Raw genomic sequence first — 14,016 nt, 5'->3', positions numbered from 1 at the left:
TCAGGCGGAGTTGAGCGCGTTTCGTCCCGTCAGCGGGCTACCCGCACGCCCGCAGCATTTCGTGCTTGCCCATGACATCAAACAGCCGAACACGAAAGGAGCCACACATGGCTTGGGAAATCAGCCTGAAGAAGTGGCAGAAGTATGAGCGGATCGCGGCCGAGCAGGCACGGAGGGAGCCGCAGGCGCCGGAGCCTGTCGAGTGGGAGGAGCTGTCTCCGATGACGCGGCTGGCCGCGGTTGCGGCAGCCCTCGGTCTGACTGCCCAGCAGCTGCCCAACGAGTAGCGGGGCCGACGGGCGGGCGCCTCTGGCGCCCAATCACTCCCGTCGCGGGGCTATCCGCATGCCCGCAAAACTGGAACAATTCATCTCAGATCGGGAGGAATCAACCATGACTGTCACCACCCCCGCCCGCATCCAACGCCTCCGCACCAAAGGCTGGCGCGCACCCGAGAACGCCGTGTACGTCGGCCGCGGTAGCGCCTGGGGCAACGCGTGGCGCGTCGGCGACCTCCGCGGCTGGACTGTCCTTCCCGGCGGCTGGATCGACCGCCGCCCGCACGCGCCGCTCACCGCGGAGCAGGCCGTCGCGTGCTTCCAGAACTCCCGCACCCACGACGTCGAGTTCCTCCGGGTCATTCGCGAGGAGCTCGCCGGCCGGACGCTGATGTGCTGGTGCCGCGTTGGCGCGCCGTGCCACGGGGACTGGCTGCTGGAGGTCGCGAACGGCTCGACACCGCTGGAGGACCTGGTGGACCGCAGCGCCAAGCCCGAATACCTGGAGGGCTGATGGACCTCACCACCCCCGGCGGCACCCGGGAGTTCCTGCTCCTCTGCCTCGACGGCCCGCGCAAGCGCACCGCGGTTCAGCTCGTCAAGGTGTTGGAGCTGCAGCCCACGTTCGCCGACGCGGTCGATGTCCACGCGCCCGATCTCGCCGCTCTTCGTCGGCAGGTCGAGGAGGCCCGCGCCGCCCAGGCGAAGGCGAAGGGGGTCGCAGACCGGGCCCGGCGTGCCTACGCAGACGCGCTGGAGACCTGGATCCGCACCCCGACCACCAAGGAGAACTGACCGATGTCCAGCCACTACGCCATCGCCGACGTGTGGATCGGCAACCTCGACAGCGAGGATGAGGCCGACCACATCACCGAGATCATCGACACCGCTCTTGGCGCCGCTGGCTACCACGGCACCGTGACCGTCACCGCCCGCGCGTACGACACCGGTGGGGGAGACCAGTGACCGACGCCTATCCGCCGCTCACCACGGCCCGACTTGCTGACATCCGTGACCGCGGCGAGCGCCCCAGCCAGTTCACCGCCCGCACCATCCGCGACGACTACGCCGCGATGCTCGCCGAGATCAACCGGCTTGCCAGAGTGATCGACGAGCTCACCACCGAGATCGCCGAAGGCGTCACCAGCCAGACGATGCTGAAGGGGCTCACCGTCCAGGACGGCAGGGTCTGCCTGGAGATCGAGCCCGCCCGGGAGATGCTCCTGATCCTCGTCGCCTCGATGCGCGCCATGCTCGACGACGCCGGCGCTGAGAACTACCTCACCACCGAGGCCACGTTCCCGCCCGAGGTCAGCCTCGACATCCAGGACGGCCAGCACCCCGAGGACTCGTACACCCTCACCGTCCAGAGACGCCACCGGCCCACCGCGCATGACTTCCGGCGCCGTGCCGAGGCTGACCGGGACGCCGCTCGCGTAGAGGCCGACCGCCTCCGCGCCGAACTGGCCGCCGCCCGCGACCGCACCCTGACCGAGGCTGCCGAGATGCTGCGGAAGGCTGTGGTCTCCCCGAACGAGACGGATGGCATCTACGAGGCCAGCGAGATCCTGCTCGCCGCCCGAAACTCGAAGGAGGACTGACTGATGGCCAGGTCGAAGCGCAGCCCGCGTGAGCGGATCGAGCGGGCGTTCCATGTCAGCTTCCTGCTGCCTGCCCAGGCGGCGGAGTTGCTCGACGAGTACGCGGCGCAGGTTCGCGAGGAGACGCTTGCCGAAGCCGTGGCCGTGATCCACCGGTTGCCGTCGCTTCCGGCGGCTGGCGCGGACCAGCACTGGTACCGGTTCGGCCAGAACCGGGCCGCGACCGCGTTGCTCGCCGCCCGAACCTCGAAGGAGGACTGACCGATGGGTGCCGCCCTCCACCTCGCCCACGCCCACCAACTCCCGCCCGGCCCGAAGCGCAAGCGCAAGAACAGCGACGGCGGTGGAAGCGAGTTCGACCGCTACGCCACCAGGATCTACCGTGACGACCGCGCCGACCATGAGGCGAAGGAACTCCTCCTCGCCCTCGCCTACGTCCTCACCCACCCGCGCGAGGACGACGAGAAGCCGTTCACCGCGGCGTCGAAGCTGCTCGGTCACAACCGGATCGGCGGCTGGCGAATCCGAAAGCTCATCGCGAACGACGTTCCCCGCTACGAGTCGCCAATCCACCGCCCGTTCAGTCAGCAGGACGACGAGTTGTTCAAGCGCTGCGCGGCGCCACGTCTGCGCCCGTTCAAGGAGCCCGCGCCGGTTGTCCAGCAGTCGCTGCTCAGCTTGACGTTCGAAGGGCCGGGCCAGCCCTCGGAGCATCAAGAGGACTTCCGGAACCGGCTCAAGGTGTGCGGCGCGGAGGCCAGCGACTACGTCATCGAGAAGTTGCCGGAGACGGGCTGGCACAAGCCGCACTGGTTCTGCACCCGGCACCGCGCCGAGCAGAACCGCACCCAGCGCCAACTCGTCGAGCCGAACAAGCTCGCGCCGAAGCCGATCCCGAACGCTGGCGGCCTGATGCCGTGCTACTTCGACTCGGACTGGGAGTACGTGTACCGGTTCTACATGGGGGAGCGCTGGGAGCCGCCGGTGTACGGGCTTCGGGCGGATGACTGGCCTGTGCCGGGGCGGGAGCCGGTGCCGCAGCGGGCCCGGCTGCGCCTGGCGGCGGTGGACGGCGAGTTGCTCGGCGGTGTGATGTGACCGAGCGAAAGCCCCAGGAGGCCCCTGTGGCGGCCGAACGGGTCGCGTTGGACCTGGGGGAGGGGGAGGTGTCGTGAGGCCATTCTCGCCCCCTTTTGAGGGCATCTGCGGTACGTGTGAGCAGACCCTGCCGATCCGCAAAGACGGGTGCGTCAAGCGCCACCCCATCCCGTACGACCCCGACGGGCCGATCGTCTTCGCCGTGACCGCCCGCGGTCCTGTCGCCTGCACCACCTGCCCCGGCGCCGGCGAACCCCCGGCCATCCGGCTGGAGATGACGTTCGCGCGCTGGCTCCACGCCCACGCCGCCCGCCGCGACTGCCGCGACAACCCGGTCACGTTCCTCGCCCAGTGGATGTTCCGGCCCTGCTCCCGCACCCGGAAGACGCCGTCCGACGTGACCTGGTCCAGCCCTGAGGAGCTGCACCTGCAGTTCCACGCCACCGACGGCGAGTGCGGCTGGCAGTGCCGGTACATCGAGCAGGCCGCCAAGGCGTTCGCCGAGTACGACGACGCCCGCCGCGCGGCCTGAGCGGCTACCCGGCGCCGGGAAGGGGTGGCAGGGGCTTCCGGTCGGGTCGTTTGGCGACCCGGCCGGCTGCCTGGCGGGCCTTTTCGTGGTTGATGCCGGCGGAGGTGCCGATGTCGCGCCAGGAGAGGCCTGCGGCGTGGGCGAGGAGGATCTCGTCGTCGAGGGCGTCGAGCTGCGCACGGATCTTGAGGGCGCGGGTTCTGAGGGCTTGGGGCCAGTGTTCGGTGCTCATGGGCGCCATGGTCCCATGCCGCCCGTCTACTTTCTAGACAAGTGTGAGCGGGTGTGAAATGCTGGCTGTGTCTAGAAAATAGACACTCGCGGCAATAGGAGTCCGCAGTGACAAACCGCTTCTGGCCCACCCGCGAAGAATGGGCCGCCAACGCCGAGCACTACGTCCGCACTGCCTGCGCCCCCAAAGAACGCGTCAGCAACAGGCCGGCCGACTGGCTCGCCACTGACGAACTCGCCGAGGCCCGCGCACTGATCCCGGCGATCCTCAAGGCCGCCCGCGCAGGCCTCAACCGCGAGGTCGCGAGCCTCCGTGCCCAGCTGGGCGACATCCCGAAGGGCGTCGGCTGGTACGACTGGCACGACAGTCTCACCGCCGAGCAGCAGGCCCTCGCCAACCGGCACAGCGAACTCATCGACGCTCGCCGCAGCCTCAACAGCGAGGCCAAGCGAGCTCTCGAAGAACACAACACCGTCGACTACCTGCTCTTCGCCTGGGGCCAGATCAGTGCAGCCGCCGCACGAGTCGACGCGGCACAGGAGCAGACCGATCGGCTCGACGCACTGCAGTACGCGCTCGCGGAACGCCGTAACACCGCCGCGCAGGCCGCACTCCGCGACGCCATCGACCGGGCCACCGCCCGCCGCAACAGCGACGAAGGCTGGGCCGAAGAGCTCGAACGCCGAGCCGGCATCGAGGCCGGTCCCCGCGTCATCCGCTACCCCGCATAGGAGCAACCCGCATGGACCAGAGCGACGTTCCCGCCAGCCTGCTCGACCACCTTGCCGACATCGGCAACAAGGCCCTCAACGACCACTACCACGAGGACGTCTGCTACTGCCGCGAGTGGCCCGACTCCTGCGCATCCCCCGGCGGCTACTTCGCTGGCTACTGGGACACCAGCGCGTTTGCCATCGCCCTGCCCGCCATCATTGCCGCCTACGAGAAGCACAAGGAACAGTAATGAGCGCCGACCAGCCCAACACGTCCCTCGCAGCCCTCCCGCACGGCGGATTGCCCGATCAGTGGCTCGCAGCCATCCACGACCGCTACGCCGCCGCCGAGGGCGGGCACTGGCACCTCGACCCCGAGCCTCACAAGGACCGCGACACGGTCCGCACGCACATCGACGGCCACCCCCGACAGATCGGCGTCCTCAAGTTCAACGCCCCGTACGCCGAGGAGAACCGCCGGTTCGTCCTCCACGCACATGACGACATGGGCGCCCTGCTCGCCGAGGTCCACCGCCTCCGCGCCGTCGAGAAAGCCGCCTACGAGTTCGCCGACGACCTCGACGACTACTGCTCCCGGCACGGCGTATCCGCCCAGTACGCCCAGGAGATTCGTGCCCGGCTGGGCAACGCGGGCCAGCGGGCCGGCACCTGCCCGGGGGAGCATCAGTGAGCCGCGAAGTCCGCCGCGTCCCCCTCGACTTCGACTGGCCGATCGGCAAGGTCTGGCACGGCTACCTCATGCCCGACACCCTCTACGGCAATGAGTGTCCCGACTGCCGCCGCGGCTACTCGGAGCATGCCGAACACCTCTACGGTCAGTGGTACGGCAAGGCACCGTTCAACCCCGAAGGCACCGGCTCCACCCTGCTGCGCCCGGACACCCCGGCCGTGCGGGCGTTCGCCGAACGCAACGTCGAGCAGGCCCCGGACTACTACGGCACCGGCGAGACCGCGATCGTCCGCGAGGCGCAGCGGCTCGCAGACCTGTTCAACCGCCAGTGGGGTCACCACCTCAGCCAGCAGGACGTGGACGCTCTCGTCGCCGAAGACCGGCTTAGGGAACTCACCCACACATGGAGCTACGAACACGGCTGGCGGCCCATCGAGCCGCTCGTCATTCCCACTGCCGCCCAGGTCAATGAGTGGTCGCTGCGAGGCATGGGCCACGACAGCATCAACGCGAGCGTCGTCATCCGGGCTCGCTGCGCCAGGGACGGCGTCAGTGACACATGTACACGCTGTCAGGGCCACGGATCGGTCGAGGCTTACCCGGGCCAGCGGGCCGAGGCCGAAGCGTGGCAGCCGGCTGAACCGCCCGTAGGTGACGGCTGGCAGCTGTGGGAGACCGTAACCGAAGGCTCCCCGAAGAGCCCCGTCTTCGCGACCGCCGACGATCTGGCCACGTGGATGTCCGACCCGGCCCGCGGTACTGACTGGGTTCCGGGGCACGTCGCAGCCCAGTTCATCGAGGTCGGCTGGGCGCCGACCTCGGCCTCCTCAGCCGGTACCGGAATGGTGCTGGGCGTCGAGTACATCGGAACCCAGGAACAGCAGTGACTCCGCCCGCCGTCCAGAGCGCAGCGGCCTGACCGAGGAGACGCCGTGCCGATACGCCCGGAAAACCGCGACCGCTATCCCGCCGACTGGCCCACCATCAGCCTCGACATCCGCACCAACCGGGCCGCCGGCCGCTGCGAGTGCCTCGGCGAATGCGGCCGTGGCACCCACGACGGCCGCTGCCCGAACATCAACGGCGGTCAGGCGTACGGCACCGGCTCGCGCGTCGTGCTCACCGTCGCCCACCTCGACCACACGCCGGAGAACTGCAAGCCAGCGAACCTCCGCGCCATGTGTCAGGGCTGCCACTTGCACTACGACCGCGACCACCACCGGCACACCGCATCCGCCACCCGCCGAGCCGCCATCGAGGCCGCCGGCCAGCTCACCATCGACCTCACAGCGGAGCCACAGTGACCGCCAGCCCCGCCCTGATCGACCTCGAAGACGCCGTCCGCCACAGCCTCACCCAAGCCGGCTTCCACCTCATCGACATGGACGACTACCCCGACGACGATTTCGACACCGGCGTCGCCATGACCGCGGACATCCCCTACGGGTGCGTCATCGTCGGCTGGAATGTCCACGATGACCTCGCCATCGGCAGCTACGACGCGGAACAAGCCGGCTGGGACGAACGGCACCCGACGGTCGCCCGATACAGGGCCGTCAAGGCCGCGGGGGAGCAGCAGTGAACGCCGACCACGACCAGATCGCCGCGGAGGAAGCCGAGTGGCAGCGCACTGGCCGCATCCGCTGCTCCGACTGCCACACCATGGTCACCACCCGCACCTTGGAGACCCTGCCCGACCACAGCTGCACCCGACGCCAGGCCGCCCGCGGCTTCATCGCACACACGCAAGAACGAGACCACGCAGAGCTCGAACGCCTCCGTGACGAGGCCTGCGTCAGAGACGGAGACCACGCGTGAACACCACCCACAACTACGGCCCCGGCCAACGCGTCTGGGGCCACGACTACGCCGTCACTCGGACCGCCGACGGCGGCCGGCAACTCAAGGTCTCCGGCTGGGGCCCGCTCATCGGTCCGCGCATCCGCGAAGGCGACTACCTGCTCCTCCAGAAGGACCATGACCGTGACACCCGCTACCAAGTCGCCGACGTCCGATACGAGAGCGACCCGAGCGACATGTGGCACGCCACCCTCAACTTCGCACCCCGCCAAGCCGTGACGAAGGAGCCCAGGTGATTCGCAACGTCTACCTCGACACCGAGTTCATCCCCACCGACCCCACCACCGGCGGCCTCATCAGCATCGCCCTCACCGACAACCACGGCCGCGACTACTACGCCATCAACGCCAACATCAACCTGCCCGACGTCGCCTTCCACCCCTGGCTCGGCAAACACGTCTGGCCCCACCTGCCGAAGAACAACGCCAGCTTCCTCGACCACTTCCACCCCGACGTCAAACCGCTCGCGCAGATCCGGGACGACATCACCCGCTACTTCGGCGACCACGAACCCGCCCACCTTCACGCCTGGTACGGCGCCCAAGACCTGTGCCGCCTCCACTCCCTCTGGGGCAACGACTGGTCCCGCATGCCCGAGGACATCCCCCGGTGGTTCCACGAACTGCAGTCCCTCGCCTGGCAGGCCGGCGACCCGAAGCTTCCGCAGCAGGACGGCGGTGAGCATCACGCCCTCGCGGACGCCAAGTACAACCGGCGGATCCACGAGTTCCTGCTTGCCTCTCCGGCGCTGCCGTGCCCGACGTGCACCGGCACCGGCGGCGACCACCAGATCGGCTGCAACAACGAGGCGCAGCCGTGACCGACCCGGACGGAATCTGGACGTTCATGCGGCGCCTGGATGCCGCCCTCACCGCCGCCGAAGAGGCGAGACGCCAAGCCGCCAAGGCGCGCCGCAACACCCCCGAAGCGCGCGCCGTCCGCTCCGAAGCAGCACGGCGCGGCTGGATCGACCGCCGTAACCGCGAAAACGGCGAACTGGCTGCACAAGCCACCCTGGATGCCCTGGAAGCCGAACGGGAAGCCCACATCGGGACCGGTCCCCACTGCGACTCCATGGACCACAACGGGATCGGCCAGGAAACCTTCTGCATCCTCGATCCCCGCCACGATGGCGACTGCGAAGACCCTGACGGGCACACCTGGCCGAACTACGAGAAGGAGTAAGCGTCGTGACCATCACCCCGCACCAGCTCGACCAGAAGCTCGCCCTCCGCGACCGGCCCCTCAACACCCTGACCGCGGCCCAGCAGGAACGCGCCGCCCGCGAGTACGTCACCGACGGGGAGCTCGGCTGGGTCATCTACGAGCGCAAGACCATGCACCAGGCCGTCAACGCGGCCCGCGCCGAACGTGGCCTCACACTGGTCCCGATCGGAGCTGTCGAACGCGTCGAGAGCATGGCCTCCGGCCACTACGACTACAGCAGCAAGTTCGCCCTCTACTGCGCCGAACTCATCCAGGAGCAACCGTGACCATTACCTCCCGCGTCCGGCACCTCATCGAGATCACCAACGACCGCGGCACCCTGGCCTTCGACTTCGAGTCCCACGACATCGGCTGCACCCAGGGCACCACCCTCACGATCGCCGACCCGAACGGCCACGGCATCGCCGTCGTCATCGCCCGCTACCGGCCGCACACCCGCTACTGGAGCACGGCACTGGAGATCGCCGAGCAGGTCCTGGTGAAGGCAGTCGCCCGCGCCCTCGAACCCGCCAGCCCGTGGAGCACGGTGAAGCTGGGGCGCGAGCTGGAGACCGTGATCTCCGAGGAAGGGCTGACGCTGTGGGACGGGAAGGACCCCAACGAGGACTGGCAGCAGTGACCGACGTCCGGCCCAAGCTGTGGACCCGCCTCCACGAGCTCATGGCCCTCAAGCCCGGCTGGCTCGATGGGCAAGGAGTGCCGCTCAGCCCCGTTGTGGCCGCCCGCGCTTCGCTGCTCATCAACGTCCTCGCCGACTGGGCCGGGCCACTGTGCCTCTACCCGACGCTCGAAGGCGGTATCGAGCTGGAGTGGGACGACGGCAACCTCAACCACAGCATCGCCATCGGCCCGGAACTGCGCCTGAACCTGCAGACCATCGACCGTGAGGAGCACCCGTGACCGCCGGGGACGCCCCGTACTGCGCCGACGAGCAGTGCATCGAAGACGAGTGCAGCCTCCAAGACCCCTGCTGCATCAGCATCTGCGCCTGCCCCCGAGCTGAGGATGACTGCGCTTACGCGGGCAGGAACGGCGACGAATTCGAAGACCTCGACGGCGTCACGCGGGACGTGTGGTACTGCCCCGAACACAAGACGGAATGGATCGGACCGTGACCACCGCCTGGCCCTTCGGTGACGATGCCGACCGCAACGACCTCCTCACCGCCCACCGCATCGCCGTCGCCAGCCCCCACGCCCGCTGGAACTACATCCTCACCTTCGACCACGAAAGCGAAGCCCGCCCCACCCACACCGAAACGCTGATCCTCGCCTCGTTCCTCGCCGAGTACATCGACCACTGGTACGACACCCTCTGGAAGAAGCGGCTCGCCGAACGCCCCCTCGACGTCGACGGCGGCGCCAACGGCTACACGTTCCACAAGTACGGCGACGGCGACTGGGGCTACCGGCAACGTTCCTGGCGGCGCGGGCCGATGTTCGTTCCTGTCCGCCCCAGCTTCCGCGGTCACGAGTACGACGACACCAACGGCCTGGGCCCGCTCACCCTTGTCCAGGTCATGGACCGCATCCACACCATCAGCAAGCGGCCGATGCAGCACTGGCTGGACTGGAAAGCCGCCCACCCGGAGGTGTTCGCCCAATGACCGACCATCGACCGCCGGCCCTCCCCGCCACCCACCAAGGGGAACCCGCCACCTGGGGCAGCTGGGAGCGCGCGTCGGCCGGCACCGCCGCGGCCTGCGGACGCCCCCGCCGGACCAACCCGTGCACGGAGTGCGGGGCCGACGCCCGCTGGTACGTCGCCGGCACCGTCGGCCGGCCCGCGTACTCCCGGGCACACGGCAACTACTGCGGTGCCTGCGGCCACCTACGGCTGACCTGCGTCCGGCCACCCGCGGCCGGCTCGTGTAAGCCGACCGTCGAGACCGTCGAACCGGCCCCCGCCGAGCCCTGACCGAAGGAGCAAGCGTCGTGTTCAACCGAGACGACAAGGTCGAGATCACCTCGTGTGCCGACGACCCCCGCGCCGCCGGCCGCACCGGCTACATCGTCGACGAGGTCCCGCCCAGCGAGCTCACCCAAGGCCGCTGGACCGTCAACCAGGTCGGCTTCTTCATCGGGCCCGTCCTGTGCCACGCTCACGAGCTGCGCGTCATCAAGTCGGCCCACACCTGATGTCCCGCGTCGACACCGCGCTTGCGACGCTATTCGCCAAGTACACCCTCGACGCCTGGCCCGTCGACCCCCGGCGCATCGCCCAGCTCCTCGACATCACCATCGTCGAGCAGCCGGCCGTACCCGACGTGCGCGTCATGCTGCTCCGCAAAGAAGGCCAGACCGTCATCGGCGTCAACACCGCGCACTCTCCCGCGACGCAGCGCTTGGCCATCGCCCACAGCATCGGCCACCACCAGCTGCACCGCGGCCGGCCGCTGTTCCTCGACACCGACCAGCGCCCGCTCCTGAACCCGCCGCCGCCCGCGATCCCGACCGACCGTGAGGAAGCCGAAGCCAACCGCTACGCACTCGGCCTGCTCGCCCCGGAGTCTCTGCTCCGCAAAGAGGCCCGCCAGGCCGAGGCCGACACCGCGGCAGAACTCGTCACCCGCCTCGCCCGACGTTTCGACCTCACCGAGCGGGCCATGGCCTGCCACCTCATGCATCACGGAATCGTCACCGACCCCGGTGACACCAGTCCCACCCTGTGACAGCATCACCCACCCCGGCCAGCTGATCGGAGCCCACATGCCCCAGCACCTCGGAGTTCACCCCGATGACCTCCTCCCCGCTGGCCACGCCGCCCGCCAGCTCACCCCCGACGAGATTCAGGTGATTGCCGAACAAGCCGAGACCTGGATTGACGACAACGAGATCCACCTCGCCCAGGCCCTGTTCCGTCTCCCGCAGATCCCCGCTGATCCCGCCGAACGCCCTGCCTGGGCCGCTAGCCTGTCCGCGCAGCACCACGCGCTCTACGAGGACGTCGAGTCCCTCCGGACCCACCTCAAGTACCTCCGCGCCGCCCAGGGGCGCGGCGACTGGTGGACCCTTCTTGAGGCGCTCACCCTCACGAAGCCCGAAGGGTTCGAGCGGTCCGTTCTCGCACCCCTCTTCGGCATCCGGGAAGCGGCCGAGCGTAGGCGCGCGGCCGCGGTGAAGGACCTGCTTGCCGATGCCGCTGTAACCGGCATCACTCCCGTAAAGCATCAGCACAGACAACGCGAACTTCCTCGCCGCCAGGGCCTGAGGATCAGATACCGCATAGGAGAACCGTGACGGATCGAGCTGACCGTGCGAGCGTTCCAACCGTGCACCGCCCGGTCGGTACCGCTCGCCTCGCGGTTCGCATGCCCTACCGGGTAGGGAACAGGGCCTGGATCCACCAGCAGCTGGGCGACATGGTGCGACCTGAGTGGAACCGGACCGAAAAGCAGTGGGAAATCGCCCGTCCGCACATGCGAGTCCTGGTCGATGCGCTCGCCGAGCGGTTTGGCGCCGTCGAAGTCCTGATCGACTTCCGGATCAACAGTCGCTGCGACGAGCGGTGCCAGAACGCCAAGCACGACGATTGCGACTGCCAATGCATGGGCGAGCACCACGGCGGCTCCGGCTACTGGAAGTCCTGGAGCGAGGTCGGCGAAACGACCTTGGTGGCCTCACACGTCGCACAGAAGCGGTATCACGTGGAGGAGCGGCGCTGGGCGTGACGGCCCCAGTGGCGTGATCGTTCTCCAGGTGCCCGTCCACCGCCACCTGGAGAACCTCAGTGCGTCTGCGCCTCCACCTCGCCGCCGTCACCGCCGCCGCTGCCCTCCTCAGCATCGCAGCCCCTGCCCATGCCGCCTCACACCACCGCGCAGCCGGTGACACCGTCACCACCACCCTGCGCGCCGCGATCGACAATCTGCCCATCGCCGACGAGAACCGCGAAGGCTACGAACGCACCAAGTTCCGCCACTGGATCGACGCTGACAAGAACGGCTGCGACACCCGCAAGAAGGTCCTCATCGCCGAAGCCGTCGAAGCCCCAGCTGTCGGCCCGAACTGCACCCTCCTCGGCGGCACCTGGATCTCCCCGTACGACAACCTCGTCCTCACCGACGCGAAGCAGCTCGACGTCGACCACGTCGTACCCCTCGCCGAAGCCTGGGACAGCGGGGCCTCCACCTGGACCGCAAAAGACCGCGAGCGCTACGCCAACGATCTCGACGAGCCGCGCGTTCTGATTGCCGTGTCCGCGAAGAGCAACCGCTCCAAGGCCGACAAGGACGTCGCCGAGTGGCTCCCGCCAGCCACCGACTACCGCTGCACCTACCTGGCCGACTGGACCGCGGTAAAGACCCGCTGGGGCCTGAGCGTCGACCAGCGCGAAGCCGGCGCCCTGCACCAGATCGCAGCTGGCTGCGACGACACCGAGCTCCAGGTGGTCCTCGCCCGATGAGCGCCACGATCCGGATCGCCGCCCCCACCGTGACGGAAGTTCTTCTGGTCGACGGCTGGCACGAGGTCCGCCACGAGTCATTTCGAGTTGGGTCCTACAAGCTCGTGACTGGCGGCAACGGGCCCTACGAGCAGCTCATCGAGGACATGGAAGACCGGATCGCGGGCTTCATGTTCGAGGACACAAGAGGGCGCACGCTCGCTGGCCCGATCACCTCGATCCTGGCGACTCGAAGCTAGGCCGTAGAAATGCAAGCAGCCCCGCCCCGTCCAACCCGGAGCGGGGCTGCTGCCGTGGGAGGCATGCAGGGGCCCTGCAGGTAAGGACGGTACGCCCAACGCCTGCCCGGATCAACGCCCCGGGCATGAGAAGTCGAAGAACCCGTTCCGCAAAACCGTCGCCCGCTGTCAGCAGCCCCTGGCATCATCCGAAAATGCTCATCACGCCCCGCCCCGGCACCCACCGCGACAACATCCTCCAAGCCCTCCGCAACACCCGCGACGACGTCCAGAACCTCTACACCTCAGGACCTCGTGAGACACTCCCGCGGCTCCTGAAGTACCTGGAGTGGGCCAACGACGCTGTCGGACGGTTGGCCGGCCAGATCGCCGACCGCGACCTCGACAAGCTCATCCTCACCAGTCGGCACGCCCAGATACTCGCCAACGTCGCCATCCTGGCCTCACCCGATGCCGTCCGATTCGCCAACGGGCTCGTCAACCTCGAACTCCGTCAGAGGACAGACGACTTGAACGAGGCCGCCCAGGCGCTCGAAGCTGCCGCCAGGAGGCGCCAGCAGGCCGGGCGCAACATCGTCTTCGACACCGGCATGTTCCTCAACCACCCGGACAAGTTCGACCAGATAGACTACCGGGCGCTCACCAACATCTTCGACGAGCCTGTCAACCTGGTCGTCCCCATGGTCGTCATCGACGAGCTGGACAACCTGAAGCAGCACAACAAGCAGCAGGTCAGATGGCGAGCCGGATACAGTCTTGCGGTCCTGGACCGGCTCTTCTCCTCGGGCCGGCCATCCGTTGCCGTCCTGCGAGACCTGGACTTGTCCGAGGCGGCCGCTGGTGGGCTGCCGCGATCGAAGGTGACCGTCGAGCTGTTGTTTGATCAGCCTGGCCACATTCGGCTCCCCATCGCCGACGACGAGATCGTCGACCAGGCGCTCACGCTGCAGGCACTGGCGGGGGAGGAAGTCACGCTGTTCACGTACGACACGGGACAGTCGATGCGCGCTCGCAATGCCGGTCTGACGGCGAAGAAGTTGCGCTTGGAACCTGAGGAGCCGCAGGCAAAGGGCTGAGAGCGGTGCGCCCTGCCGCCCTTGGGAAGCGGCAGGGCGCAGCGGTGTCGACGGCCTGGCGCGAC

The 14,016-nt window shown here is 68.5% G+C and carries 31 protein-coding genes; 30 read left to right on the top strand and 1 reads right to left on the bottom strand.

The window, feature by feature from the left end; genetic code table 11:
• The first annotated feature begins 107 nt into the window (after positions 1-107).
• The 8 genes from AB0Q99_RS02725 (at position 108) to AB0Q99_RS02690 (ending at position 3,509) form a co-directional block, all read left to right on the top strand.
• Positions 108-287 (top strand): hypothetical protein, encoded by a 180-nt coding sequence (locus tag AB0Q99_RS02725; protein ID WP_363567724.1) that lies wholly within the window; start codon positions 108-110, stop codon positions 285-287.
• 106 nt (positions 288-393) lie between these two features.
• The gene (locus tag AB0Q99_RS02720; RefSeq protein WP_363567722.1) at positions 394-792 is read left to right on the top strand and encodes a DUF4326 domain-containing protein; all 399 of its coding nucleotides are present in this window, start codon (positions 394-396) and stop codon (positions 790-792) included.
• A complete protein-coding gene (locus tag AB0Q99_RS02715; protein ID WP_363567720.1) occupies positions 792-1,073 on the top strand; it encodes a hypothetical protein in 282 nt (93 codons plus the stop codon). Before AB0Q99_RS02720 ends, AB0Q99_RS02715 begins: the two co-directional genes overlap by 1 nt.
• Before the next feature lie 3 nt (positions 1,074-1,076).
• Positions 1,077-1,244, top strand: coding sequence for a hypothetical protein (locus AB0Q99_RS02710; RefSeq protein ID WP_363567719.1), 168 nt, complete (start codon positions 1,077-1,079; stop codon positions 1,242-1,244).
• Positions 1,241-1,879 carry a hypothetical protein gene (locus AB0Q99_RS02705; RefSeq protein WP_363567717.1) on the top strand — a complete coding sequence of 213 codons (639 nt, stop codon included), beginning with the start codon at positions 1,241-1,243 and terminating at the stop codon, positions 1,877-1,879. The genes AB0Q99_RS02710 and AB0Q99_RS02705 overlap by 4 nt, the downstream gene beginning before the upstream one ends.
• Before the next feature lie 3 nt (positions 1,880-1,882).
• On the top strand, positions 1,883-2,140 hold the full coding sequence (locus tag AB0Q99_RS02700; protein WP_363567715.1) for a hypothetical protein: 258 nt from the start codon (positions 1,883-1,885) through the stop codon (positions 2,138-2,140).
• Between the two features lie 3 nt (positions 2,141-2,143).
• A complete protein-coding gene (locus AB0Q99_RS02695) occupies positions 2,144-2,977 on the top strand; it encodes a hypothetical protein (RefSeq protein ID WP_363567713.1) in 834 nt (277 codons plus the stop codon).
• A gap of 73 nt (positions 2,978-3,050) precedes the next feature.
• On the top strand, positions 3,051-3,509 hold the full coding sequence (locus tag AB0Q99_RS02690) for a hypothetical protein (protein WP_363567711.1): 459 nt from the start codon (positions 3,051-3,053) through the stop codon (positions 3,507-3,509).
• Positions 3,510-3,513: 4 nt separating this feature from the next.
• On the opposite strand, the gene AB0Q99_RS02685 is transcribed toward AB0Q99_RS02690, so the two are convergent.
• Positions 3,514-3,741: a hypothetical protein gene (locus tag AB0Q99_RS02685; RefSeq protein ID WP_363567709.1), complete on the bottom strand. Its 228-nt coding sequence runs from the start codon at positions 3,739-3,741 to the stop codon at positions 3,514-3,516.
• Between the two features lie 107 nt (positions 3,742-3,848).
• Here AB0Q99_RS02685 and AB0Q99_RS02680 point away from each other — a divergent pair, with 107 nt between their 5' ends.
• From AB0Q99_RS02680 to AB0Q99_RS02575, 22 genes are all read left to right on the top strand, one after another.
• The gene (locus AB0Q99_RS02680; protein ID WP_363567707.1) at positions 3,849-4,472 is read left to right on the top strand and encodes a hypothetical protein; all 624 of its coding nucleotides are present in this window, start codon (positions 3,849-3,851) and stop codon (positions 4,470-4,472) included.
• An 11-nt stretch (positions 4,473-4,483) separates the two neighbouring features.
• Positions 4,484-4,705, top strand: coding sequence for a hypothetical protein (locus tag AB0Q99_RS02675; RefSeq protein WP_363567705.1), 222 nt, complete (start codon positions 4,484-4,486; stop codon positions 4,703-4,705).
• Positions 4,705-5,145, top strand: coding sequence for a hypothetical protein (locus AB0Q99_RS02670; protein ID WP_363567703.1), 441 nt, complete (start codon positions 4,705-4,707; stop codon positions 5,143-5,145). The genes AB0Q99_RS02675 and AB0Q99_RS02670 overlap by 1 nt, the downstream gene beginning before the upstream one ends.
• The gene (locus AB0Q99_RS02665; RefSeq protein ID WP_363567701.1) at positions 5,142-6,032 is read left to right on the top strand and encodes a hypothetical protein; all 891 of its coding nucleotides are present in this window, start codon (positions 5,142-5,144) and stop codon (positions 6,030-6,032) included. The genes AB0Q99_RS02670 and AB0Q99_RS02665 overlap by 4 nt, the downstream gene beginning before the upstream one ends.
• Positions 6,033-6,077: 45 nt before the next feature.
• A complete protein-coding gene (locus AB0Q99_RS02660; protein ID WP_363567699.1) occupies positions 6,078-6,449 on the top strand; it encodes a hypothetical protein in 372 nt (123 codons plus the stop codon).
• A complete protein-coding gene (locus tag AB0Q99_RS02655; protein WP_363567697.1) occupies positions 6,446-6,727 on the top strand; it encodes a hypothetical protein in 282 nt (93 codons plus the stop codon). The genes AB0Q99_RS02660 and AB0Q99_RS02655 overlap by 4 nt, the downstream gene beginning before the upstream one ends.
• Complete coding sequence (locus AB0Q99_RS02650) at positions 6,724-6,963, top strand: hypothetical protein (RefSeq protein ID WP_363567695.1); 240 nt, start codon at positions 6,724-6,726, stop codon at positions 6,961-6,963. The genes AB0Q99_RS02655 and AB0Q99_RS02650 overlap by 4 nt, the downstream gene beginning before the upstream one ends.
• Positions 6,960-7,241, top strand: coding sequence for a hypothetical protein (locus AB0Q99_RS02645; RefSeq protein ID WP_363567693.1), 282 nt, complete (start codon positions 6,960-6,962; stop codon positions 7,239-7,241). Before AB0Q99_RS02650 ends, AB0Q99_RS02645 begins: the two co-directional genes overlap by 4 nt.
• The gene (locus tag AB0Q99_RS02640; protein WP_363567691.1) at positions 7,238-7,825 is read left to right on the top strand and encodes a hypothetical protein; all 588 of its coding nucleotides are present in this window, start codon (positions 7,238-7,240) and stop codon (positions 7,823-7,825) included. Before AB0Q99_RS02645 ends, AB0Q99_RS02640 begins: the two co-directional genes overlap by 4 nt.
• Positions 7,822-8,190 carry a hypothetical protein gene (locus AB0Q99_RS02635; protein WP_363567690.1) on the top strand — a complete coding sequence of 123 codons (369 nt, stop codon included), beginning with the start codon at positions 7,822-7,824 and terminating at the stop codon, positions 8,188-8,190. Before AB0Q99_RS02640 ends, AB0Q99_RS02635 begins: the two co-directional genes overlap by 4 nt.
• A gap of 5 nt (positions 8,191-8,195) precedes the next feature.
• A complete protein-coding gene (locus tag AB0Q99_RS02630) occupies positions 8,196-8,498 on the top strand; it encodes a hypothetical protein (protein ID WP_363567688.1) in 303 nt (100 codons plus the stop codon).
• On the top strand, positions 8,495-8,851 hold the full coding sequence (locus AB0Q99_RS02625; protein WP_363567686.1) for a hypothetical protein: 357 nt from the start codon (positions 8,495-8,497) through the stop codon (positions 8,849-8,851). The genes AB0Q99_RS02630 and AB0Q99_RS02625 overlap by 4 nt, the downstream gene beginning before the upstream one ends.
• Positions 8,848-9,132 carry a hypothetical protein gene (locus AB0Q99_RS02620; RefSeq protein ID WP_363567684.1) on the top strand — a complete coding sequence of 95 codons (285 nt, stop codon included), beginning with the start codon at positions 8,848-8,850 and terminating at the stop codon, positions 9,130-9,132. Before AB0Q99_RS02625 ends, AB0Q99_RS02620 begins: the two co-directional genes overlap by 4 nt.
• Positions 9,129-9,347 (top strand): hypothetical protein, encoded by a 219-nt coding sequence (locus AB0Q99_RS02615; protein WP_363567682.1) that lies wholly within the window; start codon positions 9,129-9,131, stop codon positions 9,345-9,347. Before AB0Q99_RS02620 ends, AB0Q99_RS02615 begins: the two co-directional genes overlap by 4 nt.
• The gene (locus AB0Q99_RS02610) at positions 9,344-9,838 is read left to right on the top strand and encodes a hypothetical protein (protein ID WP_363567680.1); all 495 of its coding nucleotides are present in this window, start codon (positions 9,344-9,346) and stop codon (positions 9,836-9,838) included. Before AB0Q99_RS02615 ends, AB0Q99_RS02610 begins: the two co-directional genes overlap by 4 nt.
• Positions 9,839-10,166: 328 nt before the next feature.
• Positions 10,167-10,370 (top strand): hypothetical protein, encoded by a 204-nt coding sequence (locus AB0Q99_RS02605; protein WP_363567678.1) that lies wholly within the window; start codon positions 10,167-10,169, stop codon positions 10,368-10,370.
• A complete protein-coding gene (locus AB0Q99_RS02600) occupies positions 10,370-10,903 on the top strand; it encodes an ImmA/IrrE family metallo-endopeptidase (RefSeq protein ID WP_363567677.1) in 534 nt (177 codons plus the stop codon). The genes AB0Q99_RS02605 and AB0Q99_RS02600 overlap by 1 nt, the downstream gene beginning before the upstream one ends.
• A 37-nt stretch (positions 10,904-10,940) precedes the next feature.
• Positions 10,941-11,471, top strand: a complete 531-nt coding sequence (locus AB0Q99_RS02595) for a hypothetical protein (protein ID WP_363567675.1) — start codon at positions 10,941-10,943, stop codon at positions 11,469-11,471.
• A gap of 32 nt (positions 11,472-11,503) precedes the next feature.
• The gene (locus AB0Q99_RS02590; protein ID WP_363567673.1) at positions 11,504-11,902 is read left to right on the top strand and encodes a hypothetical protein; all 399 of its coding nucleotides are present in this window, start codon (positions 11,504-11,506) and stop codon (positions 11,900-11,902) included.
• A 65-nt stretch (positions 11,903-11,967) separates the two neighbouring features.
• The gene (locus AB0Q99_RS02585; protein WP_363568201.1) at positions 11,968-12,636 is read left to right on the top strand and encodes an HNH endonuclease family protein; all 669 of its coding nucleotides are present in this window, start codon (positions 11,968-11,970) and stop codon (positions 12,634-12,636) included.
• Positions 12,633-12,875, top strand: a complete 243-nt coding sequence (locus tag AB0Q99_RS02580) for a hypothetical protein (RefSeq protein WP_363567671.1) — start codon at positions 12,633-12,635, stop codon at positions 12,873-12,875. The genes AB0Q99_RS02585 and AB0Q99_RS02580 overlap by 4 nt, the downstream gene beginning before the upstream one ends.
• A gap of 194 nt (positions 12,876-13,069) precedes the next feature.
• Positions 13,070-13,951, top strand: coding sequence for a PIN domain-containing protein (locus tag AB0Q99_RS02575; RefSeq protein WP_363567669.1), 882 nt, complete (start codon positions 13,070-13,072; stop codon positions 13,949-13,951).
• Positions 13,952-14,016: the final 65 nt, after the last annotated feature.

Origin of the sequence: Kitasatospora sp. NPDC086791 (assembly GCF_040685975.1) — a bacterium.
Lineage (GTDB): Bacteria > Actinomycetota > Actinomycetes > Streptomycetales > Streptomycetaceae > Kitasatospora.
Note: the sequence above shows the minus strand (reverse complement) of the source record. Positions and strands in the feature narration are given on the sequence as shown.